Origin of the sequence: Aliigemmobacter aestuarii (assembly GCF_004799285.1) — a bacterium.
Taxonomy (GTDB): Bacteria; Pseudomonadota; Alphaproteobacteria; order Rhodobacterales; family Rhodobacteraceae; genus Aliigemmobacter; species Aliigemmobacter aestuarii.
The window spans coordinates 320,346-341,980 of the sequence record NZ_SSND01000001.1 but is presented as its reverse complement, the minus strand read 5'-3'; the positions used below and the strand labels follow the sequence as shown (position 1 = coordinate 341,980).

Genomic DNA, 21,635 nt, shown 5'->3' with positions numbered 1-21,635 from the left:
CTTGCCAAATTCCTTCAAAGGAATTTGGCCCGCTTCCCGCCTACCGACCGCGCCAGATCCAGCCGCCGCCCAGGATGCGGCTGCCCTCGGGCGCATAGAAGACGCAGGCCTGCCCGGCGCTTACGCCGTCCTCGGGCGTCAGCAGTTCCACCTCGGCCTCGCTGGCAGAGAGCGGGCGGACGATGGCAGGGGCGGGCGGCCGGGTGGACCGGACCTTCACGTTCACATGCCATTCCGCCTGGCTGGCAAAGGGCGCATCCCCCAGCCAGTTGATCTCGCGCACCGGTATGGTTCGGGTGGACAGCGCGGCCTTCGGCCCCACGATCACGCGCCGCGCGTCAGGGTCCAGCCGCACGACATACAGCGGCTCTTCCAGCCCGCCGATGCCAAGGCCCTTCCTTTGCCCGATGGTGTAATGGATCACCCCGCGGTGGCTTCCCAGCACGCGGCCATCCATGTCGACGATCTCGCCCGGATCGGCCGCGCCGGGGCGCAGCTTTTCGATCACCGCGGCATAGTTGCCATTGGGGACAAAGCAGATGTCCTGGCTGTCGGGCTTGTCGGCCACCGGCAGCCCGTATTTCGACGCCAGCGCGCGCGTTTCCGCCTTCGACGCCAGATGACCCAGCGGAAAGCGCAGGTAATCCAGTTGCTCGGGCGTGGTCGAGAACAGGAAATAGCTCTGGTCGCGGGCCGGGTCGGCGGCACAGTGCAATTCCGCCCCCGCCGCGCCCATCTTGCGCTGGATGTAATGGCCCGTCGCCATGCAATCGGCGTCCAGATCCTTGGCCGTGGCCAGAAGGTCCTTGAACTTCACCCGTTCGTTGCAACGGATGCAGGGCACCGGCGTCGCGCCCGCCAGATAGGCATCGGCGAATTCGTCGATCACCGCCTCGCGGAAGGTGTTCTCGTAATCCAGCACGTAATGCGGAAAGCCCATCGTTTCGGCCACGCGGCGCGCGTCATGGATGTCGCGGCCCGCGCAGCAGGCGCCTTTCTTGGCCAGGGCCGCGCCGTGATCGTAAAGCTGCAGCGTGACACCCACCACGTCATAGCCTTCCTCGGCGAGCATCGCAGCCACGACCGAGGAATCGACGCCCCCCGACATCGCGACCACGACGCGCGTGTCCTTCGGAGCCTTGGCCAGACCCAGCGAGTTCAGCGGTTGATCAAGCGCCATCGGACCATGCCTTTGCGGGGAGAGGGCGGCCGCGCCGCCGGAATTCCAGCGGAATATAGGAAAATGCTCGGCACACTCAACCCCGGGCTTCACCCTTGTTTAAACACAGGCCGCCAGTCTGGCGCCGTTTGCGGGTGTGTGCAGGAAGGAGTGCGCCATGTATCTGAAAAAAGTCCACGGTCCGCGGCAGGTGACGCTGCCGGACGGGACAATCCTTTCGCGGGCCGATCTGCCGCCGGCCGACACGCGCCGCTGGGTGGCCAGCCGCAAGGCCATCGTGGTGCGGGCCGTGGCGCACGGCCTGATCACACGGGCAGAGGCCTGCGAACGCTATGGCCTGTCGGAGGAAGAGTTCCTGCTGTGGCACGACGCGGTGGCCCGGCACGGCCCCGACGGGCTGAAAGTGACGGCGCTTCAAAAATATCGACAACTTTAGATTGTTTTCTCATTTCGTTCTGCCACAGTAACGTGCGGTTAACCATTACGCTTCCACATTCCCTGACGAACCTGGCTTCTGACGGAGACATTCGAATGCGCATCTTACTGGTTGAGGACGACCCCACCACCTCTCGCAGCATCGAGCTGATGCTGACCCATTCCAACCTGAACGTCTATTGCACCGACCTGGGCGAGGACGGCATCGATCTGGCCAAGCTTTACGATTACGACCTGATCCTGCTGGACCTGAACCTTCCCGACATGAGCGGGCATGAGGTGCTGCGCCAGTTGCGTCTTGCGCGGGTGGAAACGCCGATCCTGATCCTGTCGGGGGCCGACGATACCGACAACAAGATCAAGGGGTTCGGTTTCGGGGCCGATGACTATCTGACCAAGCCCTTTCACCGCGACGAATTGATCGCGCGTATCCATGCCATCATCCGCCGGTCGAAGGGCCATTCGCAATCGGTGATCCGGACGGGCCAGGTTTCGGTCAACCTTGACGCCAAGACGGTGGATGTGGACGGAACGCCCGTGCACCTGACCGGCAAGGAATACCAGATGCTGGAACTTCTGAGCCTCAGGAAGGGCACCACCCTGACGAAAGAGATGTTCCTCAATCACCTTTACGGCGGCATGGACGAACCCGAACTGAAGATCATCGATGTCTTCATCTGCAAGCTGCGCAAGAAACTGGCAGAGGCGACGGGCGGTCAGAACTATATCGAAACGGTCTGGGGCCGGGGCTATGTGCTGCGCGACCCCACGCCCGACACGGGGAACCTGCGCAAGATCGCGATGGGGGCCTGACCCGCGCGTGCCGTGGCACGCTCCCGGTGCCGCCCGCGCGCGCATGCGTCCGCGCCGGTCCTGCACCGCGTCCCCGAGGCAAGCGACCCCGCCACCCAAGACAAGCGGCCCCGATGGCCTTTGCGCCCGATGCAAGGCGAACGACAGGAACCGCGAAAGGCCGCCCGTTCTTTTGCGGACAAGCGTCTTCGATGGTCCGTGTGTCAGGTGAGCCGCTCGCCCGAAGGCCCGTGCGTCAGGTTGCCCGTGCATCCGGCGGCTGATGTGCCGGGTGGCTGATGCGCCCGGTTGCCCATGTGCCCGGTTGCCCATGTGCCCGGTTGCCCATGTGCCCGGTTGCCCGTGCGCACGATGGCCACAGCACCGGGTTGCCCGCCCGGTGGCCCTGACCCAATTCAGCCAGCGCGCCCGGGCGTCCATGTGCCCCTTGGTCGGTGCGGGGGGGGGGCGCGGCGGTCGGCCACGGGGCCCGATGGCAAGGCGCTGGATTTCCCGGCGTCGCTCTCCTAAACCAAGGGGACGGCAGGCGCGGAGGGTGGAATGACGGTGAACGGGGCGGCGAACGGGGCAGCCGACAGGGCGGTGGAGGCTCTGACCGAGGCGGAAGCGCGCGCCGAGCTGGACCGTCTGGCCGCGGCCATCGCCCGCGCGAACCGCGCCTATCACACCGAGGACGCGCCGGAGATCCCGGATGCCGACTATGACGCGCTCAAGCGCCGCAACGCTGCGATCGAGGCGCGTTTTCCGGCCCTGAAACGCCCCGACAGCCCCAGCGAACAGGTGGGGGCAGCCCCCGCCGAAGGCTTTGCCAAGGTCCGGCACGAGGTGCGGATGCTGAGCCTCGAAAACGCCTTCGACGAAGAGGACGCCGCCGATTTCGTCGACCGGGTGCGCAAGTATCTGGGCCACGCGGGCCCCCTGGATTTCACCGCCGAACCCAAGATCGACGGGCTGTCGCTGTCGCTCAGGTACGAGGGCGGCGTGCTGGTTCAGGCGGCAACCCGCGGCGACGGCGAGGTGGGCGAGAACGTCACCGAAAACGCCCGCACCATCGCCGACATTCCCCATCGCCTGACCGGCGCGCCCGATGTGCTGGAAGTGCGTGGCGAGGTCTACATGAGCCACGCCGATTTCGCCGCGCTGAACGCGCGCCAGTCCCAGCGGGGCGGCAAGACCTTTGCCAATCCGCGCAACGCGGCGGCCGGATCGCTGCGCCAGCTGGATGCCCGGATCACGGCCGACAGGCCGCTGAGGTTCTTCGCCTATTCCTGGGGCGCCCATTCGGCGCCGCTGGCCGCCACGCAGATGGGCGCGATCGAACGGCTGGGGCAGCTTGGCTTTGCGGTGAACCCGCTGACCCGTCTCTGCGACGGCCCGGAGGCGCTCATGGCGCATTACCGCGTGATCGAGACGCAGCGCGCGACGCTCGGCTATGACATCGACGGGGTCGTCTACAAGGTCAATGATCTGGCGCTTCAGGCGCGGCTCGGCTTCCGGTCGACCACGCCCAGATGGGCCATCGCGCACAAGTTTCCCGCCGAACTGGCCTGGACCCGGCTCGAGGCGATCGACATCCAGGTGGGCCGGACCGGGGCGCTGTCGCCGGTCGCGCGCCTGTCGCCCGTCACCGTCGGCGGGGTCGTCGTGTCGAACGCGACCCTGCACAACGAGGATTACATTGCCGGACGCGACGCGCGCGGCAACCCGATCCGCGAGGGCAAGGACATCCGCGTGGGCGACTGGGTGCAGGTCTACCGCGCGGGCGACGTGATCCCGAAGATCGCCGATGTGGACCTGTCGCGCCGACCGGCGGATGCGGTGCCCTACGAATTTCCCACCCTCTGCCCGGAGTGCGGCTCGCCCGCCCTGCGCGAGGAGGGCGACGCCGTCCGCCGCTGCACCGGCGGGCTGATCTGCCCGGCGCAGGGGGTCGAACGGCTGAAACACTTCGTCTCGCGCGGGGCCTTCGACATCGAGGGCCTGGGCGCAAAACAGGTCGAGATGTTCTTTCACGACCCCGTCCTGCCGATCCGCCAGCCCGCCGATATCTTCACCCTTCAGGCCCGCGATGCGGCCAACCCCTTGCAGAAGCTGAAGAACCGTGACGGCTGGGGCGAGAAATCGGCGGCGAACCTCTTTGCTGCGATCGACGAACGGCGGAAGATCCCGCTCAACCGGCTGATCTTCGCCCTGGGCATCCGCCATGTCGGCGAAAGCTCGGCCAATCTTCTGGCCAACCACTACCATTCCTGGACGGCCTTCGAGGCCGCGATGACGGCGGCCACCCCCGGCGAGGGGGCGCAGTGGGCGGAACTGACGGCCATTGACGGGGTGGGCGCGGTGATGGCGGCCTCGCTGGTCAACGCCTTCGCCAATCCCGCCGAACGGGCCGCGATCGATGCGCTGGTGGCGCATCTGACGGTCGAGGATGTGGCCGCCCGCGCCCCGCTCGACAGCCCCGTCGCGGGCAAGACCGTGGTCTTCACCGGCACGCTCACCCGGATGACCCGCGCCGAGGCCAAGACGCGGGCCGAGGCCTTGGGCGCCAAGGTCGCCGGATCGGTCAGCGCCAAGACCGATCTGGTCATCGCAGGCCCCGGCGCCGGATCGAAGGCAAAGGATGCCGAACGTCTGGGCGTCCGGATGATCGACGAGGACGAATGGCTCGCCCTCATCTCGGGCGCATGACGCGGCCCGAGATCCTCTTTCCGCTTTATGCGGAACTGGAAACGCTGGAAGGCGTCGGCCCCAAGACCGCGCGCGCCTTCGCAGGCCTCGGCGTGGAACGGCCGAAGGACCTATTGTTCCTGCTGCCCCATTCCGGCATCGACCGCGCCCGGCGGTCGGGCCTGCGCGATGTGGTGCCGCCCGCGACCCTGACGGTCGAGGTCACGGTGGGCGGCCATTTCCCGCCTCGCCGCAAGGGTGGGCCCTACCGGGTCATGGTGCGCGACGGGCAGGGGGTGGAATTCCAGTGCGTCTTCTTCCACGCCAGGGGCGATTACCTGTCGAAACTCCTGCCCACCGGCCAGCGGCGGCTGGTCTCGGGGCGGGTGGAGCTGTTCGATGGTGTGGCGCAGATGGTCCATCCCGACCACGTCCTGCGCCCCGAAGAGGCGGACGAGTTGCCCGAGTTCGAGCCGGTCTATCCCCTGACCGCCGGCGTCACGCAGAAGGCGGTGACGAAAGCCGCGCAATCGGCGCTGGCCCGCGCCCCTGACCTGCCCGAATGGATCGACCCCCATCTGAAGACGCGCGAGGGCTGGCCCGATTGGCGCGTGGCGGTCGGCGCCGTCCATGCCCCGCGCACCGCCGCCGATATCGCGCCCACGGCGCCCTATCGCCAGCGCCTCGCCTATGACGAGCTTTTCGCCCATCAGCTGACGCTGACGCTGGCGCGCCAGACGCTGCGCAAGGGCAAGGGCGTGGAAACCCGTGGCACGGGCCGGCTTCAGGCGCAGGTGCTGGACAGCCTGCCTTATGCCCCGACCGCCGCCCAGACCCGCGCCGTGGCCGAGATCGCCGCCGACATGGCCGCGCCCTTGCGGATGAACCGGCTGCTTCAGGGCGATGTGGGGGCGGGCAAGACGCTGGTCGCCTTCATGGCGCTGCTCATCGCGGTCGAGGCGGGCGGGCAGGGGGTGATGATGGCGCCCACCGAAATCCTTGCCCGTCAGCATCTGGAAGGCCTGGGCCCCCTGGCCCGGGCGGCGGGCGTCCGGCTGGAGCTGCTGACCGGCCGCGACAAGGGGGCGGACCGCGCGGCCAAGCTCGCCGATCTCGCTCGTGGCGACATCCATGTGCTGGTCGGAACCCATGCCGTCTTCCAGAAGGACGTGGTCTTTCACGACCTGCGGCTGGCCATCGTGGACGAACAGCACCGCTTCGGCGTCGCGCAGCGCATGGAACTGGGTGCCAAGGGGCAGGCGACGGATGTGCTGGTGATGACGGCAACGCCCATCCCGCGCAGCCTGGCGCTGGCCAGTTACGGCGACATGGATGTCTCGGTGCTGGATGAGAAGCCCGCCGGCCGCAAGCCGGTGAAGACCGCGCTCATATCCGCCGCCCGGATGGATGAGGTGGTCGCCCATCTGACGCGCGCGGTGGCCGAGGGGCGGCAGGCCTATTGGGTCTGCCCCCTGGTCGAGGACAGCGAGGTACTGGATTACGCCAGCGCCGAGGCACGCTTTGCCACCCTGCGCGCTGCCCTGGGCGACGGGGTTGTGGGGCTGGTCCACGGCCAGATGCCGCCTGCCGAAAAGGATGCCGCGATGGCCCGGTTCGTGGCCGGGCAGACCAAGGTCCTGGTCGCCACCACTGTGATCGAGGTGGGGGTGAACGTGCCCAATGCCTCGATCATGGTGATCGAACGGGCCGAGATCTTCGGCCTTGCCCAACTGCACCAGTTGCGCGGACGGGTGGGGCGGGGGGCGGCGCAATCCACCTGCCTTCTGATGTATCAGCCGCCCCTGACCGAAGGCGGCGAACGGCGCTTGCAGATCCTGCGCGATACCGAGGACGGCTTCCGCATCGCCGAGGAAGACCTCGCCATGCGCGGCGCGGGCGACCTGATCGGCACCGCGCAATCTGGCCTGCCCCGGTTCCGCGTCGCCGATCTGGAACGGCAGGCCGCGCTGATGGAGGTGGCCCAGGCCGACGCGCGCCGCCTTCTGGCCGAAGACCCGGCCCTGGAAAGCCCGCGCGGTCGCGCCGCGCGCATCCTTCTCTGGCTGCTCGACCAGGACCGCGCCATCCGCCTGATCTCGGTCGGCTGACCCTTTCATTCTGGCCCAAATATCCTGGGGGGTGCGGGGGGCAAAGCCCCTCGTCCGTCTGTGTCACAGGTCGCGAATTCCACTTTGTTCGCAAATGTTCTTAAAAAGTTCTTTACGAATCGCGCCAGACATGAGAACAATCGGGCAACAAGGAAGGGAGCTGACAACGATGTTAAAGGAAATCAAATCCGTCCTCACCCGGTCGCCCGACACTCTGGCCGAAGAGGCTGCGGGCGTGGTGTCGTTGTTCGCGCTTCTGGCCTTTGCGCTCTATTTGCCGGGTCTTCTCTGACCCATCCGTTCTGCCTGCGGTCTGCCTTTCGGGCCTTGGCATCCGTCCCCAAGGGATGCCAGCCGCGTCTGCCTCTGACGCCCGAACGGGCGGCACTGTCCCGCCGCCCCGTCCTCGGCCCACCAGACACGCCACTTGCCGCCGCTTCCCGTCCCGGAAGCGGCGGCTTTTTCTTTTCAGGCCCGTTTCGGGCGCCGATTCCCGGAAATCCGCCGTCCCGCGGTCAGCTTTCGGCGTGTCCCGCGGCCGTGGCGGCCTCTGCCGCAGCCATCGCCTCGGCCGTCGCCTCGATCGCCAGAAGGATCGAGGCGTGGCGATTGCGATAGTCCCGCGCGGGCGTCAGCACCTCGAACCCGTCGAACGGGGGGGCGGGCACGGGGCCGCCGTCCTTCAGCATGGCGCGCAATCCGTCGCGGGCGGCCTCTACCTCGGCGCGGTTCAGCCCGATCGCCGCGCGGCCCACCACCGCGGCCGAAGCCTGCCCCAGGGCACAGGCCTTCACGTCCTGCGCGAATTCGGCGATCCGCCCGTCCTTCAGCACCACATCGACCGTCACCGTGGACCCGCAGAGGGGCGAGCGTTTCCGCGCCGTGCCCTGGGGGGCGGGCAGGCGGCCCAGATGCGGGATGTCGGCGGCCAGTTCCAGGATGCGTCCCGAATAAAGCTTGATCAGATCGCTGTCAGACATCGCCCGTTCCGCGCCCCTTCCGCGCTTGCCCCGCCCAACACAGGGCCCCGGTTTCGGGGCTTCCTTCGCGGCGGCCTTGCCCTTAGATAGACCCGCCCGCCGCCTTTGCAAAGGATGCATCCCATGACCTTCGACCCGGCAAGCCTGAAGTATGACGCGAATGGCCTGATCCCGGCCATCGCGCAGGACGATGCCACGGGCGATGTCCTGATGATGGCGTGGATGAACGCGGACGCGGTGGCGCGCACGCTTTCCACGGGGCAGGTCACCTACTGGTCGCGGTCGCGGCAGGCCTTCTGGGCCAAGGGCGAAACCTCGGGCCATGTGCAGCGCCTGGTCGAGATGCGGGTCGATTGCGACCGCGACTGCCTGCTTCTGCGCGTCACCCAGGAGGGCCCGGCCTGCCACACCAACCGGCGGTCCTGTTTCTACACGGCGATCCGGAATGGCGACGAGGTGGAGCTGATGCGCCCGATCGCCTGACCGGCCCTGCGATGGGGCCGGTCCACCGGGCGCACGCGGTCCGGCCCGTCAGATCAGGACGATATCGTCGGCCAGCGCGTTGATCGTGCTGTTCAGCACCACGACGCGGTCGCCGCCGCCCAGATCGAAGATCACGTTGCCGTTCCTCTGGCTCGCGAGCGCCAGAACCTGGTCCACGCTGAAGAACCCGAATCCGCCGAAGGCCAGCGTATCGGTGTTGTTGCGGAAATCGGTGACGGTATCGGCATCCGTCCCGCGGTTGAATTCGAACCTGTCCGCCCCCGCGCCGCCCGTCAGGGTATCGTTGCCGGTCCCGCCGTTCAACGCGTCGCGCCCGCCGTCGCCGCGCAGGTTGTCGCGGCCCGTCCCGCCGATCAGCGTGTCATTGCCGCCCGCACCCGACAGCCGGTCATTCCCCGCGCCGCCGTCAAGGATATTGGCCGCTCTGCTGCCGGTCAGCGTATCGCGGCCCGCGCCGGACAGGACGTTCTCGATCTCGCGGATCGTGTCGCGTCCCCAACCGGTATTCTGCGCCCCCGTCAGGCCCAGGTTCACCGTCACCGCCGCCGACCCGGTGAAGACGGCCCAATCCTTGCCGGTGCCGCCCAGCATCAGGTCGTTGCCGGCATCGCCCTGCAACCGGTCGTTTCCCGCGCCGCCTTTCAGCGTGTCGTTGCCGCCGCCGCCGATCAGCAGGTTCGCCCCGCCGTTTCCGGTGATCGCGTCATTTCGGCTGCCGCCCTGCACGTTCTCGACCCCGAAGATGCGGTCGATGCCCTGTCCGGTGTTCTGGGCCGACGTCACCGACAGGTTCACGCGAACCGGGGCGGACCCGCTGTAGTCCGCCGTGTCGATCCCCGCGCCCCCCGACAGGGTGTCGTTGCCCGCCTCGCCGCGCAGGGTGTCATTGCCTTCCCCGCCATCGACAAGGTCATTGCCGGTGCCGCCCATGACAAGGTCGTTGCCGTTCGCGCCATAGACGCTGTCGTTGCCGCCAAGTCCCGAGATGCGGTTGTTCACCTCGACCCCGGTCAGGTGTTCGTTCGCGCCGGTGCCGTTCACCACCACCGCATCCGACGTGATCTGCAGGAAGAACCCGCCGGTTTCGCGCGTGTTGGACTGCGCATAATCCGACCCTTCCGCCGAAAGATAGATGCGCCCCGAGACGCTGGCGGTGAAGGTCACGGTCGCGACGCCGCCTTCCCGGGTGTCGCGGTCCGACGCGATCTGGCGGCCCGAACTGTCGAAGATGCGGATCGTCTTGTATTCCAGATCGTTCGCGGCACCGTTGCCGGTCAGCCGCACGGTATAGGTGCGGCCCGCCACCGCGTTGAACCCGTACCAGTCGCCGTCGCCATGCACGTCGATCTGCCCGCCGATGCGCTGCCCGTCGATCATGCCGGCCCCGGTTTCGGCATCGTTGCGCACGCTGTCGGACATGGCGGCGATGATGCGGAAATTGCCCTCGGCCAGGAAGTCGTAAAGGATCCGGTCCGAGACATCGATGAAATAGGTGCCGGTGGACAGCGCGGTCCAGCTGGCCGTGCCTTCCTCGTTCGTGCTGTCAAGCCGGGTGCCGGTGGCCGACCGGATCGTGAGGCTTGCGAGGTCGAGCGTGTTGGCGCTGCCGTCGCCGACCAGGGTGAAGCCATAGCTCAGCCCTTCGGTCAGGGTCACGCGATACCAGTCGCTGTCATGCGACTGGCCGAGCGCGCCCGATGTGATGCCGCTGCCGGTGATCTGCGCGGTGGTGGTGGCGTTGTTGACCACCGTGTCATCGGTGCGCGCGGTGATGATGTAATCGCCCTCGGCCAGGTTGTCGAAATTGGCGCCATCCCGGACCTGGACATGAAAGGTGCCCCCCGTGGCCGAGGTGATCGATCCCAGGATCGACCCGTAATAGGCCCCGCCGCTGCCGGAAACCCTGGTGCCGGTGGCGGTCAGGATCTCGAGGATCCCGTCGTCAAGGCTGTTCGGCCCGCCGTTACCGGTCAGGGTGAAGTCATAGGTCAGCCCCGCCGTCAGGCTGATGCGCCACCAGTCGGCATCGCCATTGGTTCCAAGCGTCGATTCGTAGGTGTCGTTGACGGTCGGATTGATGATTGCCGTCGTGGTGGTGTCTCCGGGGATCTCGCCGGGAATGCTGACAGGCACGCGCGCCTCCCTTCACATGTGAAAAATCAACTCGTGAAACGGTGGTAGGGGCGGGGTTCGGGGCCGGTCAATAAACCCGGACGAAGCGGCCCTAAACCGGGGCTTATGGGCCGGAACGGCCCCTACGACTTTCGTTTAGGGCGCTGAGATCAAAGCGGAAAAGTCGCAGGAAAGGGGCAATGGTCGGGTTTTCCCGACTTGACCTGTCGCCGCGTTCCTTGCCGCGAAACGGACCTTCGGACGCCGGTCCGCGCCCCGGATGGCCTGTCCCGGCCGCAGGCGATGCGGAAGGCGGGCCGTTCCTTGCCGCGCGCGCGGGTTCCGCGCGGGGTCAAGGGTCGATGGCCCGCAACCACCCCCTGATGCCGCGGCCGATTCGCGCTGGCATCCGCGCCCTCTGCACCCTGTGGTTGAGGGGTGGCCGCAGGGCAGGGGCAATCCGTTCGATTGCGGCGTGATTGTGGCGCGACTGTGGAGAATATGAACAAATGCTGGCAAATTTGTGGCGTGGGGGCATATTCACGAGTCAACGACGGGTGAAACCCGCGCAGCCGAGGCGCGTGCAGTGACAGGTTTTTGTGTAGGAGCACGCCATGCCTTTGACGCCCCCGCCCCATCCCGCCATCTTCGACCAGCTTCTGTCCGGCGATGACGGTGACAACGGCCTGCGCGGATCGGCGCTTGTCGATGTGGTCTTCGGCCTTGGCGGAAATGACAGCATCAACGGCCTTGGCGGGGACGACTATCTCGACGGCGGCGACGGCAATGACGAGGTCTACGGCGGCGGTGGAGACGACACCCTGATCGGCGGCAATGGCGACGACACGCTGTTCGGCACCAACGGCAACAACCAGATCTTCGGCGGCGAGGGTGCGGACCTGCTTGACAGCGGCGGGCGCAGTTCCACGCTGGTGGGTGGCGCGGGCGACGACACGCTGGTGGCCCGGCTCGATCTGGGGGGCAACCACGTTCTGGAAGGCGGGGCGGGGGCCGATCTTTTCCGGCTGACCCTGGCCTCCGATCCCGATGTCTCGGAACTGCAACTGACGGATTTCGACCCGTTCGAGGATGATCTGGAAATCGACGGCGCCTCGGCCGCGACGATCTTCAATTCCGGGGCCTATCTGGTGACCACCGCCACCGGCCTGCGCTTTACCCATGTCACCGGCGACATCCTGCATTTCGACGGGCTGACAGCCGAGGACATCTTCCGCGCCTACGGCCTTGCCGGAGACGATACGATCATCGGCCTGGGCGAGGACGAGGTCATCTATGGCGGCCTGGGCAACAACAACCTGGACGGTGCCAACGGCGATGACGTGCTCGTGGGCGATTCCGGAAATGACACGCTTTACGGCGGCAACGGCGATGACACGCTTGCCGGCAAGAACGGCAGTGACTGGCTGTTCGGCGGCGACGGGGCTGACGTGATCTATGCCCATGCAGGGGGCGACCGGCTTTACGGCGAAGAGGGCGATGACACGCTTTACTCCAGCGTCCAGAACAGCACGCTTTCGGGCGGCGCGGGCAATGACCTGCTGGTCGCGCGGATGGACAAGGGCGGCGACCATCTGCTTTCGGGCGGGGACGGGGCCGATACGTTCGATTTCACCTTTGGCAATATCCGCAAGGTCTCGATCAACACGATCACCGATTTCGACCTGGCCGAAGACTGGCTGACCGTGGAAGGAATGGACCTGTTCGGCTTTGCGGCGCTGAACGGGCGGTTCTTCGTCCAGGACGGGGATCAGGCGGTGATCAACCTCGGCAACGGCGGCACGATCCGGCTGGACGGTGCGGATGCGGGCCTGCTGAACGACATGATCTGGCCGGTGCTCGTTGTCAACTGACAACAGGTTGGCACGGGTGCGGCAATAAAGGAAGGCGCGAGGAACACCTCGCGCCGTTTCCGTTTCGCCCGCAGCGTTCGGGAAGAACGCGGCCCGCCGGGTCCGGGTCACGCCTTGCGGCAGAACATCTCATAGACCATCCCGATCGCGGTGGCGACCTTCGGGTCCTGGATCGAATAGTAGATCGCCTTGCCTTCGCGGCGGCAGCCCACGAGCCCCTCCATCCGAAGCCGCGCGAGTTGCTGGCTGACAGCGGCCTGACGGGATTCCAGCAGGTGTTCCAGTTCGGTGACGGATTTCTCGCCCGATTGCAGGTGGCAGAGGATCATCAGGCGGCCTTCGTGCGACAGCGCCTTGAGAAAGTTCGCCGCGGATTGCGCCTGCGTCATCATCTCGTCGGCCGAAAGGGCGTTGCACCCTTCGGTCGTTGTGTCCTGCGTCAGGATCATACGGTGATCTGTGTCCAACGACATTGCCCCGCCTTCTGCAACTGCACCGTTGTTAGCATAGACCTTCCGGCGCACCAATGACCATCGGGCGTTTTGTCCCGGCCCGCCTTGCGCTGCCCCGACCGGACCCGCCTTCAACAAGATAGTGTGCCCCGTCTGTTCCGGCAATGCCCGCACCGGCCGCCGGGCGGCTTTGCGCCTAGGCCTTGCCCTCCAGCCCGGCCTGAGCCGCGCCAGAGGCACCGGGCACCCGCATTTCGAACACCTCGGTGACCGAAGTGTAGTCGTAATACCCCAGCCGCGCGAGCGGGCGGATCCGGGGGATGTCGAGCTTGCCCTCCGCCGTCAGCACCTCGTCCTTCACATGGATGTGGACGACCTCGCCGTAGACCACCTCGACCCAGCCATGGGGGGAATTGCCGCGCAGGCGGTGGGTGGACAGGTGGCGGCATTCGAAATGCGCGGGGCTTTCGGCCACGCGGGGGCCGGGTGCCTCGATGCAGGCTTCGGGCGTGACGCCCGCCTTCACGAATTCGTCCACCCCCTCGGGCCATTCCGCAGCCGAGATGTTGACCGCCTCGCGCAGGTCGTAGGTAGCCATGTTCCAGACGAACCAGCCGGTTTCCTCGGCATTGATCACCGTGTGCTTGCGTCGCCCGTCGGAATAGAGATTGGCGGCGAACATCACCATCGGCGGATCGAAGGTCAGGTTCTGCCACTGGCTGTAGGGGGCAAGGTTCGCCACGCCCCCCCGCGAGACGGTCGAGATCCAGCCGATTGGTCGCGGCACGGTGCAGGACTTGAAGGGCGAAAAGGGCAGCGGGCAGGCTTCGCGTCCGGGGGCATAGTGCATGGGCTCGTCTCCTGTCTGGGCGGGCCGAGCCTAGGCGCATTGCCCGGCGCTGCCAAGTCAGCGGCGGGCGAGGTTGCGGCTTACGATCGCGGTCAGGCGGCGGTGCAGTGGCGCGGTGCGATTGCGCAGGTGCATCGCGGCATAGACGGGTTGCGACAGCACCGGCGCATCCTGAACCGCCCGGAACCGCCCGGCGCCGATCAGGTCGGCTGCCGTATCCTCAAGCACATAGCCCGCGCCCCCCATCGCCCCCAGAAGTGCTGCGACGCTAGCGCTTTGCCCGACCGACAGCGCGGCGCCCGACAGTTCGGGCAGTTGCGCGCGATGCGCCGCCTCGAACGCGGGCGAGAAATGGGCAAAGATGTAGCGATCCGCCACCAGCCCCTCTCGCCGGTCGGCATCGGAAGAGACCATGCGATAGCGCACCTCGCCCACGGTCGCGAAATGCAGGTCGGGGTGCGGCTTGGGGCTGAACAGCACGGCGAAATCCTGTACGCCCGTCACCAGATCGGCGCACATCTGCGCCGAGTAATCCGGTTCGATGTAGAACGAGGTCTGCGGCAGGGCGCGGCGGAAATCGGCCACCCAGTCGCCGATGTGACGCGCGGCCAGATCGTTCTGGATGCCCAGCTTGACCGACAGCGCGGCCTCGCCCGTGGGCGTCATGCGCCGCCTCGCCTCGGTCCATTCGCGGCGCAGGTTGCGGGCGTGGGTCTCGAACTTCAGCCCCTCGGTCGTCAGCTCGGTTCCCGCGCGCGAGCGGCGGAACAGCCGCACCCCACCAAGCGCCTGTTCCAGTGCCGAGACGCGCCCCGAAACGGTGGATTGCGTCAGCCCCATCCGCTCGGCCGTGCGGTTGAAGCTGCGGGTTTCCACAAGGTCCAGGAAGGTTTCCAGAAACTCGATCTGCATCGGCGGGGCCCCGTGAAAGGACTGATCGGATTTTCCGATCAATATCCGGCCCGCGCCAGAATTGAAAGCGCCCTGTCGCCCGAGGATAGTGCGTCAAAAGACCGGAGGACCCCATGTCAGATTTCCCCACATCCGCGCGCGTCGTGATCATCGGCGGGGGGGCCGTGGGCGCATCCGCCCTCTATCACCTGTGCAAGGTCGGGTGGACGGATTGCGTCCTTCTGGAAAAGAACGAACTGACGGCGGGCAGCACCTGGCACGCGGCGGGCAACGTGCCCACGTTCTCCTCCTCGTGGTCGATCATGAACATGCAGCGCTATTCGGCCGAGCTGTACCGCGGGCTGGGGGCGGCGGTCGATTACCCGATGAACTACCATGTCACCGGGTCGGTGCGTCTGGGCCATACGAAGGAACGGCTGCAGGAATTCCAGCGGGTCGTGGGCATGGGCCGTTATCAGGGAATGGACCTGAACATCCTTTCCCCCGGCGAGATCCGCGACCGCTATCCCTTCCTTGAAACCCACGACCTGACCGGTGCGCTTTACGATCCCTACGACGGCGACATCGACCCGGCGCAGCTGACGCAGGCGCTGGCCAAGGGCGCCCGCCAGATGGGTGCGCGGATCGAACGGTTCTGCCCCGCGACCGGTGCCCGGCGAGAGGGCGACGAATGGGTGATCAGCACCCCCAAGGGCGACATCCGCTGCGAGATCGTGGTGAACGCCGCCGGCTATTACGCCCGCGAGGTGGGCAAATGGTTCGGCCGCGACCTGCCGATGATGGTGATGAGCCACCAGTACCTGCTGTTCGACACGATCCCGGAACTGGAAAGCTGGTCGAAATCGGCGGGGCACAAGCTGCCGCTTCTGCGCGACGTGGATAGTTCCTATTACCTGCGGCAAGAGAAATACGGCTTCAACCTTGGCCCCTATGAACGTAACTGCAAGGCGCATTGGGTGTCGCCCGACGACCCGTTCCCCGAGGATTTCAGCTTCCAGCTGTTCCCCGACGATCTGGAGCGGCTGGAATGGTACATCGGCGACGCGATGGCGCGCGTGCCGCTTCTGGAAAAGGCCGCCCTGACCAAGGTCATCAACGGCCCGATCCCCTACACGCCCGACGGCAACCCGCTGATTGGCCCGATGCCGGGCGTGCCCAATGCATTCGAGGCCTGCGTCTTCACCTTCGGGATCTGCCAGGCAGGCGGCGCGGGCAAGGTCCTCGCCGAATGGGTGACGGAGGGGGCGACCGAATGGGACATGTGGTCATGTGACCCGCGCCGGTTCACCGGATTCGAGGACCCGGACTATTGCGTGAAGAAGGGGATGGAGGTTTACGGGCACGAATACGCCATCCATTTCCCGCATCACGCCTGGCCCGTGGGCCGGATGAAGAAACTGTCGCCGGTGCATGACCGGGTGGCGGCGATGGGTGCGCAGTTCGGGGCCTACAACGGCTGGGAACGCGCGCTGTGGTATGCGCGGCCGGGCGATGACACGTCGGAAGAGGCGCAGCGCACCTGGGATCGCGAAGGCCCCTGGTTTGGCGCCGTGCGCGAGGAATGTCTGGCGGTGCGCGACGCGGCGGGCATCCTTGACCTGCCGGGCTTTTCCCGGTTCCGCCTGACGGGGGCGGGGGCGGCCGACTGGCTGTCGCGCCAGATCACCGGCAAGGTCCCGCGCGAGGGGCGTCTGGGGCTGGCCTATTTCGCCGACGCCAAGGGCCGGATCGTGACCGAGATGAGCGTGGCCAGCCTTGGCCCCGACGAATTCTGGCTGATCACGGCGGCGACCGCACAGGCCCATGACCGCGAATGGCTGGAGCGCCACATGGAGCCGGGTCTGGCCCTGACCGATGAAACCGAAGGCTGGGCCACGCAGATCCTGACCGGACCGGCCAGCCGCGCGATCCTGGCGGAGGTGTCGGACGCGGACCTTTCGCGCGGATGGCTGAGCTTCCAGACGGCGCGGATCGCGGGTGCCGAGGTCGTGCTGATGCGGGTCTCTTTCGCGGGCGAGCTGGGATGGGAAATCCATTCCCGCGTGGCGGATACGCCGCGGGTCTGGGATGCGGTCATAGCGGCGGGCAAGCCGCGGGGCCTGCGGCCCTTCGGCATGTTCGCGCTGAATTCGCTGAGGATCGAAAAGGGCTATCGCGCCTGGAAGGGCGATCTTTCGACAGACTACACGGTGCTGCAGGGCGGGCTGGAGCGGTTCATCGACTGGTCGAAGCCCGATTTCCGGGGCCGCGCGGCGCTGGCGGCGGAAAAGCAGGCGGGTTTCGCCAAGCGGTTCGTCACGCTGAAGGTCGAGGCTGGTGACTGCGACCCGCCCTACATGTCGACGATCTGGCACGAGGGGCGCGTCGTGGGCGAGACGACCAGCGGATACTGGGGCCATCGGGTGGAGGCCTGTCTGGCCCTGGGGATGCTGCGGGCCGACCTGGCCACGCCGGGAACGAGGGTCGAGGTGGAGATTTTCGGGGGGCGTTACCCGGCCGAGGTTCTGGCCGATGCGCCAGTCTGGGATGCGGAGAACGCGCGGCTGCGCGGCTGAGCGGGCAGGAGCGGGGGGCTTTGCGCCCCCCGCACCCCCCGCAGGGTATTTGGATCAGGTTGAAGGACGAAGGACATGGCAGGGGTTCCGGATCGCGCGCGGGCGGTCATCATCGGGGGCGGTGTGGCGGGCTGTTCGGTGGCCTATCATCTGGCCAAGGCCGGCTGGACCGATATCGTGCTGTTGGAACGCAAGCGCCTGACCAGCGGCACGACATGGCATGCGGCAGGCCTGATCGGGCAGTTGCGTGCATCCGCCAACATGACGCGGCTGGCGAAATACACCGCCGATCTTTACGTCAAGCTCGAGGCCGAGACGGGCATCGCCACGGGGATGCGGCAGGTGGGCTCCATCTCGGTCGCGCTGACGAGGGAACGGCATGAAGAACTGCTGCGCCAGGCCACGGTCGCGCGCATCTTCGACGTCGATGTGCACGAGATTTCCCCAAGCGAAGTCAAGGCGATGTATCCCCATCTTGAAGTGGGTGACGTGGTGGGCGCGGTGCATCTGCCCTTGGACGGGCAATGCGATCCGGCCAATATCGCCATGGCGCTGGCCAAGGGCGCGCGGATGCGGGGCGCCACGGTCCTTGAGAATGTGAAGGTCACGGGCGTGACCCGCGCGGGCGGCCGGGTGACGGGGGTGGAATGGCAGGCCGGCGGCGACGCGGGCCATATCGCCGCCGATGTGGTCATCAACTGCGGCGGCATGTGGGGCCGCGACATGGCCGCCGAGGCGGGCGTCACGCTGCCGCTGCATGCCTGCGAGCATTTCTATCTGGTCACCGAGCCGGTCGAGGGGCTGGGGCACCTGCCGGTGCTGCGGGTGCCCGACGAATGCGCCTATTACAAATCCGACGCCGGCAAGATGATGCTGGGCGCCTTCGAGCCGGTGGCCAAGCCCTGGGGCATGGGCGGCATCCGCGAGGATTTCGAATTCGACACCCTGCCTGAGGACTGGGATCACTTCGGCCCGATCCTGGAAATGGCTATGAACCGGATGCCGCTGTTCCAGAAGGCGGGGATCCACACCTTTTTCAACGGGCCGGAAAGTTTCACGCCCGATGACCGCTATTACCTGGGCGAGGCGCCGGAACTGGCGGGCTACTGGATCGTGGCGGGGTTCAACTCGGTGGGGATCCAGAGTTCGGGCGGGGCGGGAATGGCGATCGCGCACTGGCTGACCGAGGGCGAGGCGCCCTTCGACCTGTGGGACGTGGACATCCGCCGCGCGCAGCCCTTCCAGAAGAACCGCCGCTATCTGAAGGAGCGGGTCACGGAAACCCTGGGCCTGCTTTATGCCGACCACTTCCCCTATCGGCAGGTGGTGACGGCGCGCGGCGTGCGGCGCAGCCCGCTGCACGAACATCTTAAGGTGCGCGGCGCTGTCTTTGGCGAGGTGGCGGGCTGGGAGCGGGCCAACTGGTTCGCGCGCGACGGGCAAGAGCGCGAATACCGCTACAGCTGGAAGCGGCAGAACTGGTTCGACAACCAGCGCGCCGAACATATGGCCGTGCGCGAGGGTGTGGGCCTCTTCGACATGACCTCCTTCGGCAAGATCCGGGTCGAGGGGCGCGATGCCTGCCGGTTCCTGGAACGGGTCTGCGCCAACAGGATCGACGTGGCGGCGGGCCGCGTCGTCTATACCCAGATGCTGAATGACCGGGGCGGGATCGAAAGCGACCTGACGGTGACGCGGCTTTCGGAAACCGCCTTCCTTCTGGTCGTGCCCGGCGCCACGCTGCAACGCGATCTGGCCTGGCTGCGGCGCCATGTCGGCGACGATTTCGCCGTCATCACCGATGTGACGGCGGCGGAATCGGTTCTGTGCCTGATGGGGCCGAAGGCGCGCGATGTGATGGCCAAGGTCAGCCCGAACGACTTCAGCAACGCAGGACATCCCTTTGGCACTGCGCGGGAAATCGAGATCGGCATGGGCCTGGCGCGGGCGCATCGCGTGTCTTACGTGGGCGAACTGGGATGGGAGCTTTACGTTTCGACCGATCAGGCGGCGCATGTCTTCGAGGCGATCCTGGAGGCCGCGCCCGAGGTGAAGCTCTGCGGTCTTCATACGCTCGACAGTTGCCGGATCGAGAAGGCCTATCGCCACTGGGGCCATGACATCACCGATGAGGATCACGTGCTGGAGGCGGGCCTTGGCTTTGCGGTGCGCACGGGCAAGGGCGATTTCATCGGGCGCGACGCGGTGCTGCGGAAAGAGGAGGCGGGGCTTGCGCGCCGGATGGTGCAGTTCCGGCTGGAAGACCCCGAGCCGCTTCTGTTCCACAACGAGGCGATCGTGCGTGACGGGCGGATCGTGGGCCCGGTGACCAGCGGTAACTATGGCCACGCCTTGGGCGGTGCGATCGGCATGGGCTATGTGCCTTGCAAGGGCGAGAGCGAGGCCGAGGTGCTGGCCTCGACCTACGAGATCGAGGTGGCGGGCGTGCGGCACCGTGCGGTCGCGAGCCTAGAGCCGATGTATGACCCCGCGTCCGCGCGGGTGCGGATGTGACGGCGGCGGGGGGCAGACTGCCCCCCGCACGGCTTGCAAGGAACGCCGGGGGGCTGTCTGCCCCCCGGACCCCCCGAGGATATATGGACCAGAATGAAGGGTGCGATCCATGAGCGAGATCGGCGAGATGTGTGAACCCGCCCGTGCGCGGCGGTCGGCGGGGCGATCCGGTGGGCGGTCGGCCCGGGTGGCGGCGCGGTCTGCGCCCCTCGACGAGGCGCTGCGCCCGATCCGGGCGGGGATGCCGGGCGGGCAGTACAAACCCCTGACCGATGCGGGCGTGGCGCGCATCCATCAGGCGGCGTTGCAGGCGCTGGAAGAGGTGGGCCTGTCGAACGCGCCCGCCTCGGGCGTCGAGATCCTGACCGGGGCCGGGGCGATCCTGGGCGAGGACGGGCGCATCCGGTTTCCCCGCGCGCTGGTCGAGGACATGCTGGCCGTGGCCTGCCGCGACCTGACGCTTCACGGGCGCGAGGAAAAGCATGACCTGCACCTGTCGGGCACGAATGTCCATTTCGGGACGGCCGGCGCGGCGGTTCACATCGTCGATCTGGAGCGCAACGAGTATCGCGATTCCACGGCGCAAGACCTGTATAATGCGGCGCGGATCACCCATAACCTTGACAACGTGCATTTCTTCCAGCGCGCGATGGTCTGCCGCGACGTGGTGGACAATTTCGACATGGACGTGAACACGCTTTACGCCTGCCTTTCGGGGACGACCAAGCATGTGGGCACGTCCTTTTCGGACCCGTCGCATGTGGCGGGGTGTTTCGACCTTCTGCACATGGTGGCGGGGGGCGAGGCGGCGTGGCGGGCGCGGCCCTTCGTGTCGAACTCCAACTGCTTCGTCGTGCCGCCGATGAAATTCGCCGAGGAATCCTGCCGCGTGATGGAGGATTGTGTGCGTCGCGGCATGCCGGTGCTGCTTTTGTCGGCCGGGCAGGCGGGGGCCACGGCGCCCGCACCGATCGCGCTGGCCATCGTGCAGGCGGTGGCGGAATGTCTGGCGGGTGTGGTCTATGTGAACGCGATCCAGCCCGGGGCGCCGGCGATCTTCGGCACCTGGCCCTTCGTGTCGGACCTCAGGACCGGGGCGATGTCGGGCGGAAGCGCCGAACAGGCCCTGCTGACGGCGGGCTGCGCGCAGATGCACCGGTTCTACGGCCTGCCGGGCGGCGCGGCGGCGGGGATTTCGGATTCCAAGCTGCCCGACATGCAGGCGGGCTGGGAACAGGCGATCACCAACACGCTGGCCGGCCTTTCGGGGCTGAACATGGTGTATGAGGCGGTGGGGATGCATGCCTCGCTTCTGGGGTTCTGTCTGGAAAGCCTTGTTCTGGGCGATGACATCCTGGGCCAGGTCCTGCGCTGCGTGCGCGGGATCGACGTGACCGAGGACAGCGTGGCCATCGACGCGATCAAGGAGGCCTGCCTGGGCGGGCCGGGGCACTATCTGGGCGCCGACCAGACGCTGCGGCTGATGCAGACGGAATACGTCTATCCCGCGCTTGGCAACCGGATGAGCCCGAAGGAATGGGTGGAGGCCGGAAAACCCTTGTTGCTGGATCGGGCGATTGCGCGCAAGAATGACATTCTGGCGCGTGCCGGAAGCCAGATCAGCCCCGATCTGGATGCCGCCATCCGCTCCCGGTTTAACATCCATTTCCGCTGAGGTTCCA

The 21,635-nt window shown here is 66.9% G+C and carries 16 protein-coding genes; 10 read left to right on the top strand and 6 right to left on the bottom strand.

The genetic code is table 11. The features are described 5' to 3' along the window. Positions 1-40 precede the first annotated feature (40 nt). On the bottom strand, positions 41-1,180 hold the full coding sequence (gene mnmA / locus E7811_RS01595; protein ID WP_136392849.1) for a tRNA 2-thiouridine(34) synthase MnmA: 1,140 nt from the start codon (positions 1,178-1,180) through the stop codon (positions 41-43). 157 nt (positions 1,181-1,337) lie between these two features. Between mnmA and sciP the strand changes: the two genes are divergently transcribed. The 5 genes from sciP to E7811_RS18315 all read left to right on the top strand — a co-directional run bounded on the left by sciP (position 1,338) and on the right by E7811_RS18315 (position 7,495). Further along, positions 1,338-1,616, top strand: coding sequence for a CtrA inhibitor SciP (gene sciP / locus E7811_RS01590; RefSeq protein ID WP_136392848.1), 279 nt, complete (start codon positions 1,338-1,340; stop codon positions 1,614-1,616). Between the two features lie 95 nt (positions 1,617-1,711). Next, positions 1,712-2,428, top strand: coding sequence for a response regulator transcription factor CtrA (gene ctrA / locus E7811_RS01585; protein ID WP_136392847.1), 717 nt, complete (start codon positions 1,712-1,714; stop codon positions 2,426-2,428). A 540-nt stretch (positions 2,429-2,968) separates the two neighbouring features. Further along, positions 2,969-5,116 carry an NAD-dependent DNA ligase LigA gene (gene ligA, locus E7811_RS01580; protein WP_136392846.1) on the top strand — a complete coding sequence of 716 codons (2,148 nt, stop codon included), beginning with the start codon at positions 2,969-2,971 and terminating at the stop codon, positions 5,114-5,116. Then, on the top strand, positions 5,113-7,203 hold the full coding sequence (gene recG / locus E7811_RS01575; protein ID WP_136394177.1) for an ATP-dependent DNA helicase RecG: 2,091 nt from the start codon (positions 5,113-5,115) through the stop codon (positions 7,201-7,203). The genes ligA and recG overlap by 4 nt, the downstream gene beginning before the upstream one ends. Positions 7,204-7,372: 169 nt before the next feature. After that, entirely contained in the window at positions 7,373-7,495 is a 123-nt protein-coding gene (locus E7811_RS18315; protein ID WP_281277018.1) for a hypothetical protein, read from the top strand. A gap of 223 nt (positions 7,496-7,718) precedes the next feature. Here E7811_RS18315 and E7811_RS01570 read toward each other — a convergent pair whose 3' ends face one another. Continuing rightward, complete coding sequence (locus E7811_RS01570) at positions 7,719-8,183, bottom strand: iron-sulfur cluster assembly scaffold protein (protein ID WP_136392845.1); 465 nt, start codon at positions 8,181-8,183, stop codon at positions 7,719-7,721. 123 nt (positions 8,184-8,306) lie between these two features. Between E7811_RS01570 and hisI the strand changes: the two genes are divergently transcribed. Further along, entirely contained in the window at positions 8,307-8,666 is a 360-nt protein-coding gene (gene hisI, locus E7811_RS01565) for a phosphoribosyl-AMP cyclohydrolase (protein ID WP_136392844.1), read from the top strand. Positions 8,667-8,714: 48 nt separating this feature from the next. On the opposite strand, the gene E7811_RS01560 is transcribed toward hisI, so the two are convergent. After that, the gene (locus E7811_RS01560) at positions 8,715-10,820 is read right to left on the bottom strand and encodes a calcium-binding protein (RefSeq protein WP_136392843.1); all 2,106 of its coding nucleotides are present in this window, start codon (positions 10,818-10,820) and stop codon (positions 8,715-8,717) included. A gap of 593 nt (positions 10,821-11,413) precedes the next feature. Here E7811_RS01560 and E7811_RS01555 point away from each other — a divergent pair. Continuing rightward, the gene (locus E7811_RS01555) at positions 11,414-12,670 is read left to right on the top strand and encodes a calcium-binding protein (RefSeq protein WP_136392842.1); all 1,257 of its coding nucleotides are present in this window, start codon (positions 11,414-11,416) and stop codon (positions 12,668-12,670) included. 107 nt (positions 12,671-12,777) lie between these two features. Here the strand turns inward: E7811_RS01555 and E7811_RS01550 are convergent, their stop codons facing one another. From E7811_RS01550 to E7811_RS01540, 3 genes are all read right to left on the bottom strand, one after another. Next, on the bottom strand, positions 12,778-13,119 hold the full coding sequence (locus E7811_RS01550) for an ArsR/SmtB family transcription factor (RefSeq protein ID WP_246020283.1): 342 nt from the start codon (positions 13,117-13,119) through the stop codon (positions 12,778-12,780). Between the two features lie 199 nt (positions 13,120-13,318). Next, positions 13,319-13,972: a flavin reductase family protein gene (locus E7811_RS01545; RefSeq protein ID WP_136392840.1), complete on the bottom strand. Its 654-nt coding sequence runs from the start codon at positions 13,970-13,972 to the stop codon at positions 13,319-13,321. 57 nt (positions 13,973-14,029) lie between these two features. Further along, on the bottom strand, positions 14,030-14,884 hold the full coding sequence (locus E7811_RS01540; RefSeq protein WP_136392839.1) for a LysR family transcriptional regulator: 855 nt from the start codon (positions 14,882-14,884) through the stop codon (positions 14,030-14,032). Positions 14,885-14,997: 113 nt separating this feature from the next. Between E7811_RS01540 and E7811_RS01535 the strand changes: the two genes are divergently transcribed. The 3 genes from E7811_RS01535 (at position 14,998) to E7811_RS01525 (ending at position 21,628) form a co-directional block, all read left to right on the top strand. Continuing rightward, positions 14,998-17,439 carry a GcvT family protein gene (locus E7811_RS01535; RefSeq protein ID WP_136392838.1) on the top strand — a complete coding sequence of 814 codons (2,442 nt, stop codon included), beginning with the start codon at positions 14,998-15,000 and terminating at the stop codon, positions 17,437-17,439. A 75-nt stretch (positions 17,440-17,514) separates the two neighbouring features. Continuing rightward, positions 17,515-19,953 carry a GcvT family protein gene (locus E7811_RS01530; protein ID WP_136392837.1) on the top strand — a complete coding sequence of 813 codons (2,439 nt, stop codon included), beginning with the start codon at positions 17,515-17,517 and terminating at the stop codon, positions 19,951-19,953. A gap of 109 nt (positions 19,954-20,062) precedes the next feature. Then, positions 20,063-21,628: a trimethylamine methyltransferase family protein gene (locus E7811_RS01525; RefSeq protein ID WP_168732899.1), complete on the top strand. Its 1,566-nt coding sequence runs from the start codon at positions 20,063-20,065 to the stop codon at positions 21,626-21,628. Positions 21,629-21,635: the final 7 nt, after the last annotated feature.

What these genes read in the sequence shown, in the direction of transcription:
- E7811_RS01530 (WP_136392837.1), top strand. Translation starts at nt 17,515, where the DNA reads ATGGCAGGGGTTCCGGATCGCGCGCGGGCGGTCATCATCGGGGGCGGT.
- ligA (WP_136392846.1), top strand. Translation starts at nt 2,969, where the DNA reads ATGACGGTGAACGGGGCGGCGAACGGGGCAGCCGACAGGGCGGTGGAG.
- mnmA (WP_136392849.1), bottom strand. Translation starts at nt 1,180, where the DNA reads ATGGCGCTTGATCAACCGCTGAACTCGCTGGGTCTGGCCAAGGCTCCG.
- recG (WP_136394177.1), top strand. Translation starts at nt 5,113, where the DNA reads ATGACGCGGCCCGAGATCCTCTTTCCGCTTTATGCGGAACTGGAAACG.
- E7811_RS01535 (WP_136392838.1), top strand. Translation starts at nt 14,998, where the DNA reads ATGTCAGATTTCCCCACATCCGCGCGCGTCGTGATCATCGGCGGGGGG.
- E7811_RS01525 (WP_168732899.1), top strand. Translation starts at nt 20,063, where the DNA reads ATGAGCGAGATCGGCGAGATGTGTGAACCCGCCCGTGCGCGGCGGTCG.
- E7811_RS01545 (WP_136392840.1), bottom strand. Translation starts at nt 13,972, where the DNA reads ATGCACTATGCCCCCGGACGCGAAGCCTGCCCGCTGCCCTTTTCGCCC.
- sciP (WP_136392848.1), top strand. Translation starts at nt 1,338, where the DNA reads ATGTATCTGAAAAAAGTCCACGGTCCGCGGCAGGTGACGCTGCCGGAC.
- ctrA (WP_136392847.1), top strand. Translation starts at nt 1,712, where the DNA reads ATGCGCATCTTACTGGTTGAGGACGACCCCACCACCTCTCGCAGCATC.
- E7811_RS01555 (WP_136392842.1), top strand. Translation starts at nt 11,414, where the DNA reads ATGCCTTTGACGCCCCCGCCCCATCCCGCCATCTTCGACCAGCTTCTG.
- E7811_RS01540 (WP_136392839.1), bottom strand. Translation starts at nt 14,884, where the DNA reads ATGCAGATCGAGTTTCTGGAAACCTTCCTGGACCTTGTGGAAACCCGC.
- E7811_RS01570 (WP_136392845.1), bottom strand. Translation starts at nt 8,183, where the DNA reads ATGTCTGACAGCGATCTGATCAAGCTTTATTCGGGACGCATCCTGGAA.
- hisI (WP_136392844.1), top strand. Translation starts at nt 8,307, where the DNA reads ATGACCTTCGACCCGGCAAGCCTGAAGTATGACGCGAATGGCCTGATC.
- E7811_RS18315 (WP_281277018.1), top strand. Translation starts at nt 7,373, where the DNA reads ATGTTAAAGGAAATCAAATCCGTCCTCACCCGGTCGCCCGACACTCTG.
- E7811_RS01550 (WP_246020283.1), bottom strand. Translation starts at nt 13,119, where the DNA reads ATGATCCTGACGCAGGACACAACGACCGAAGGGTGCAACGCCCTTTCG.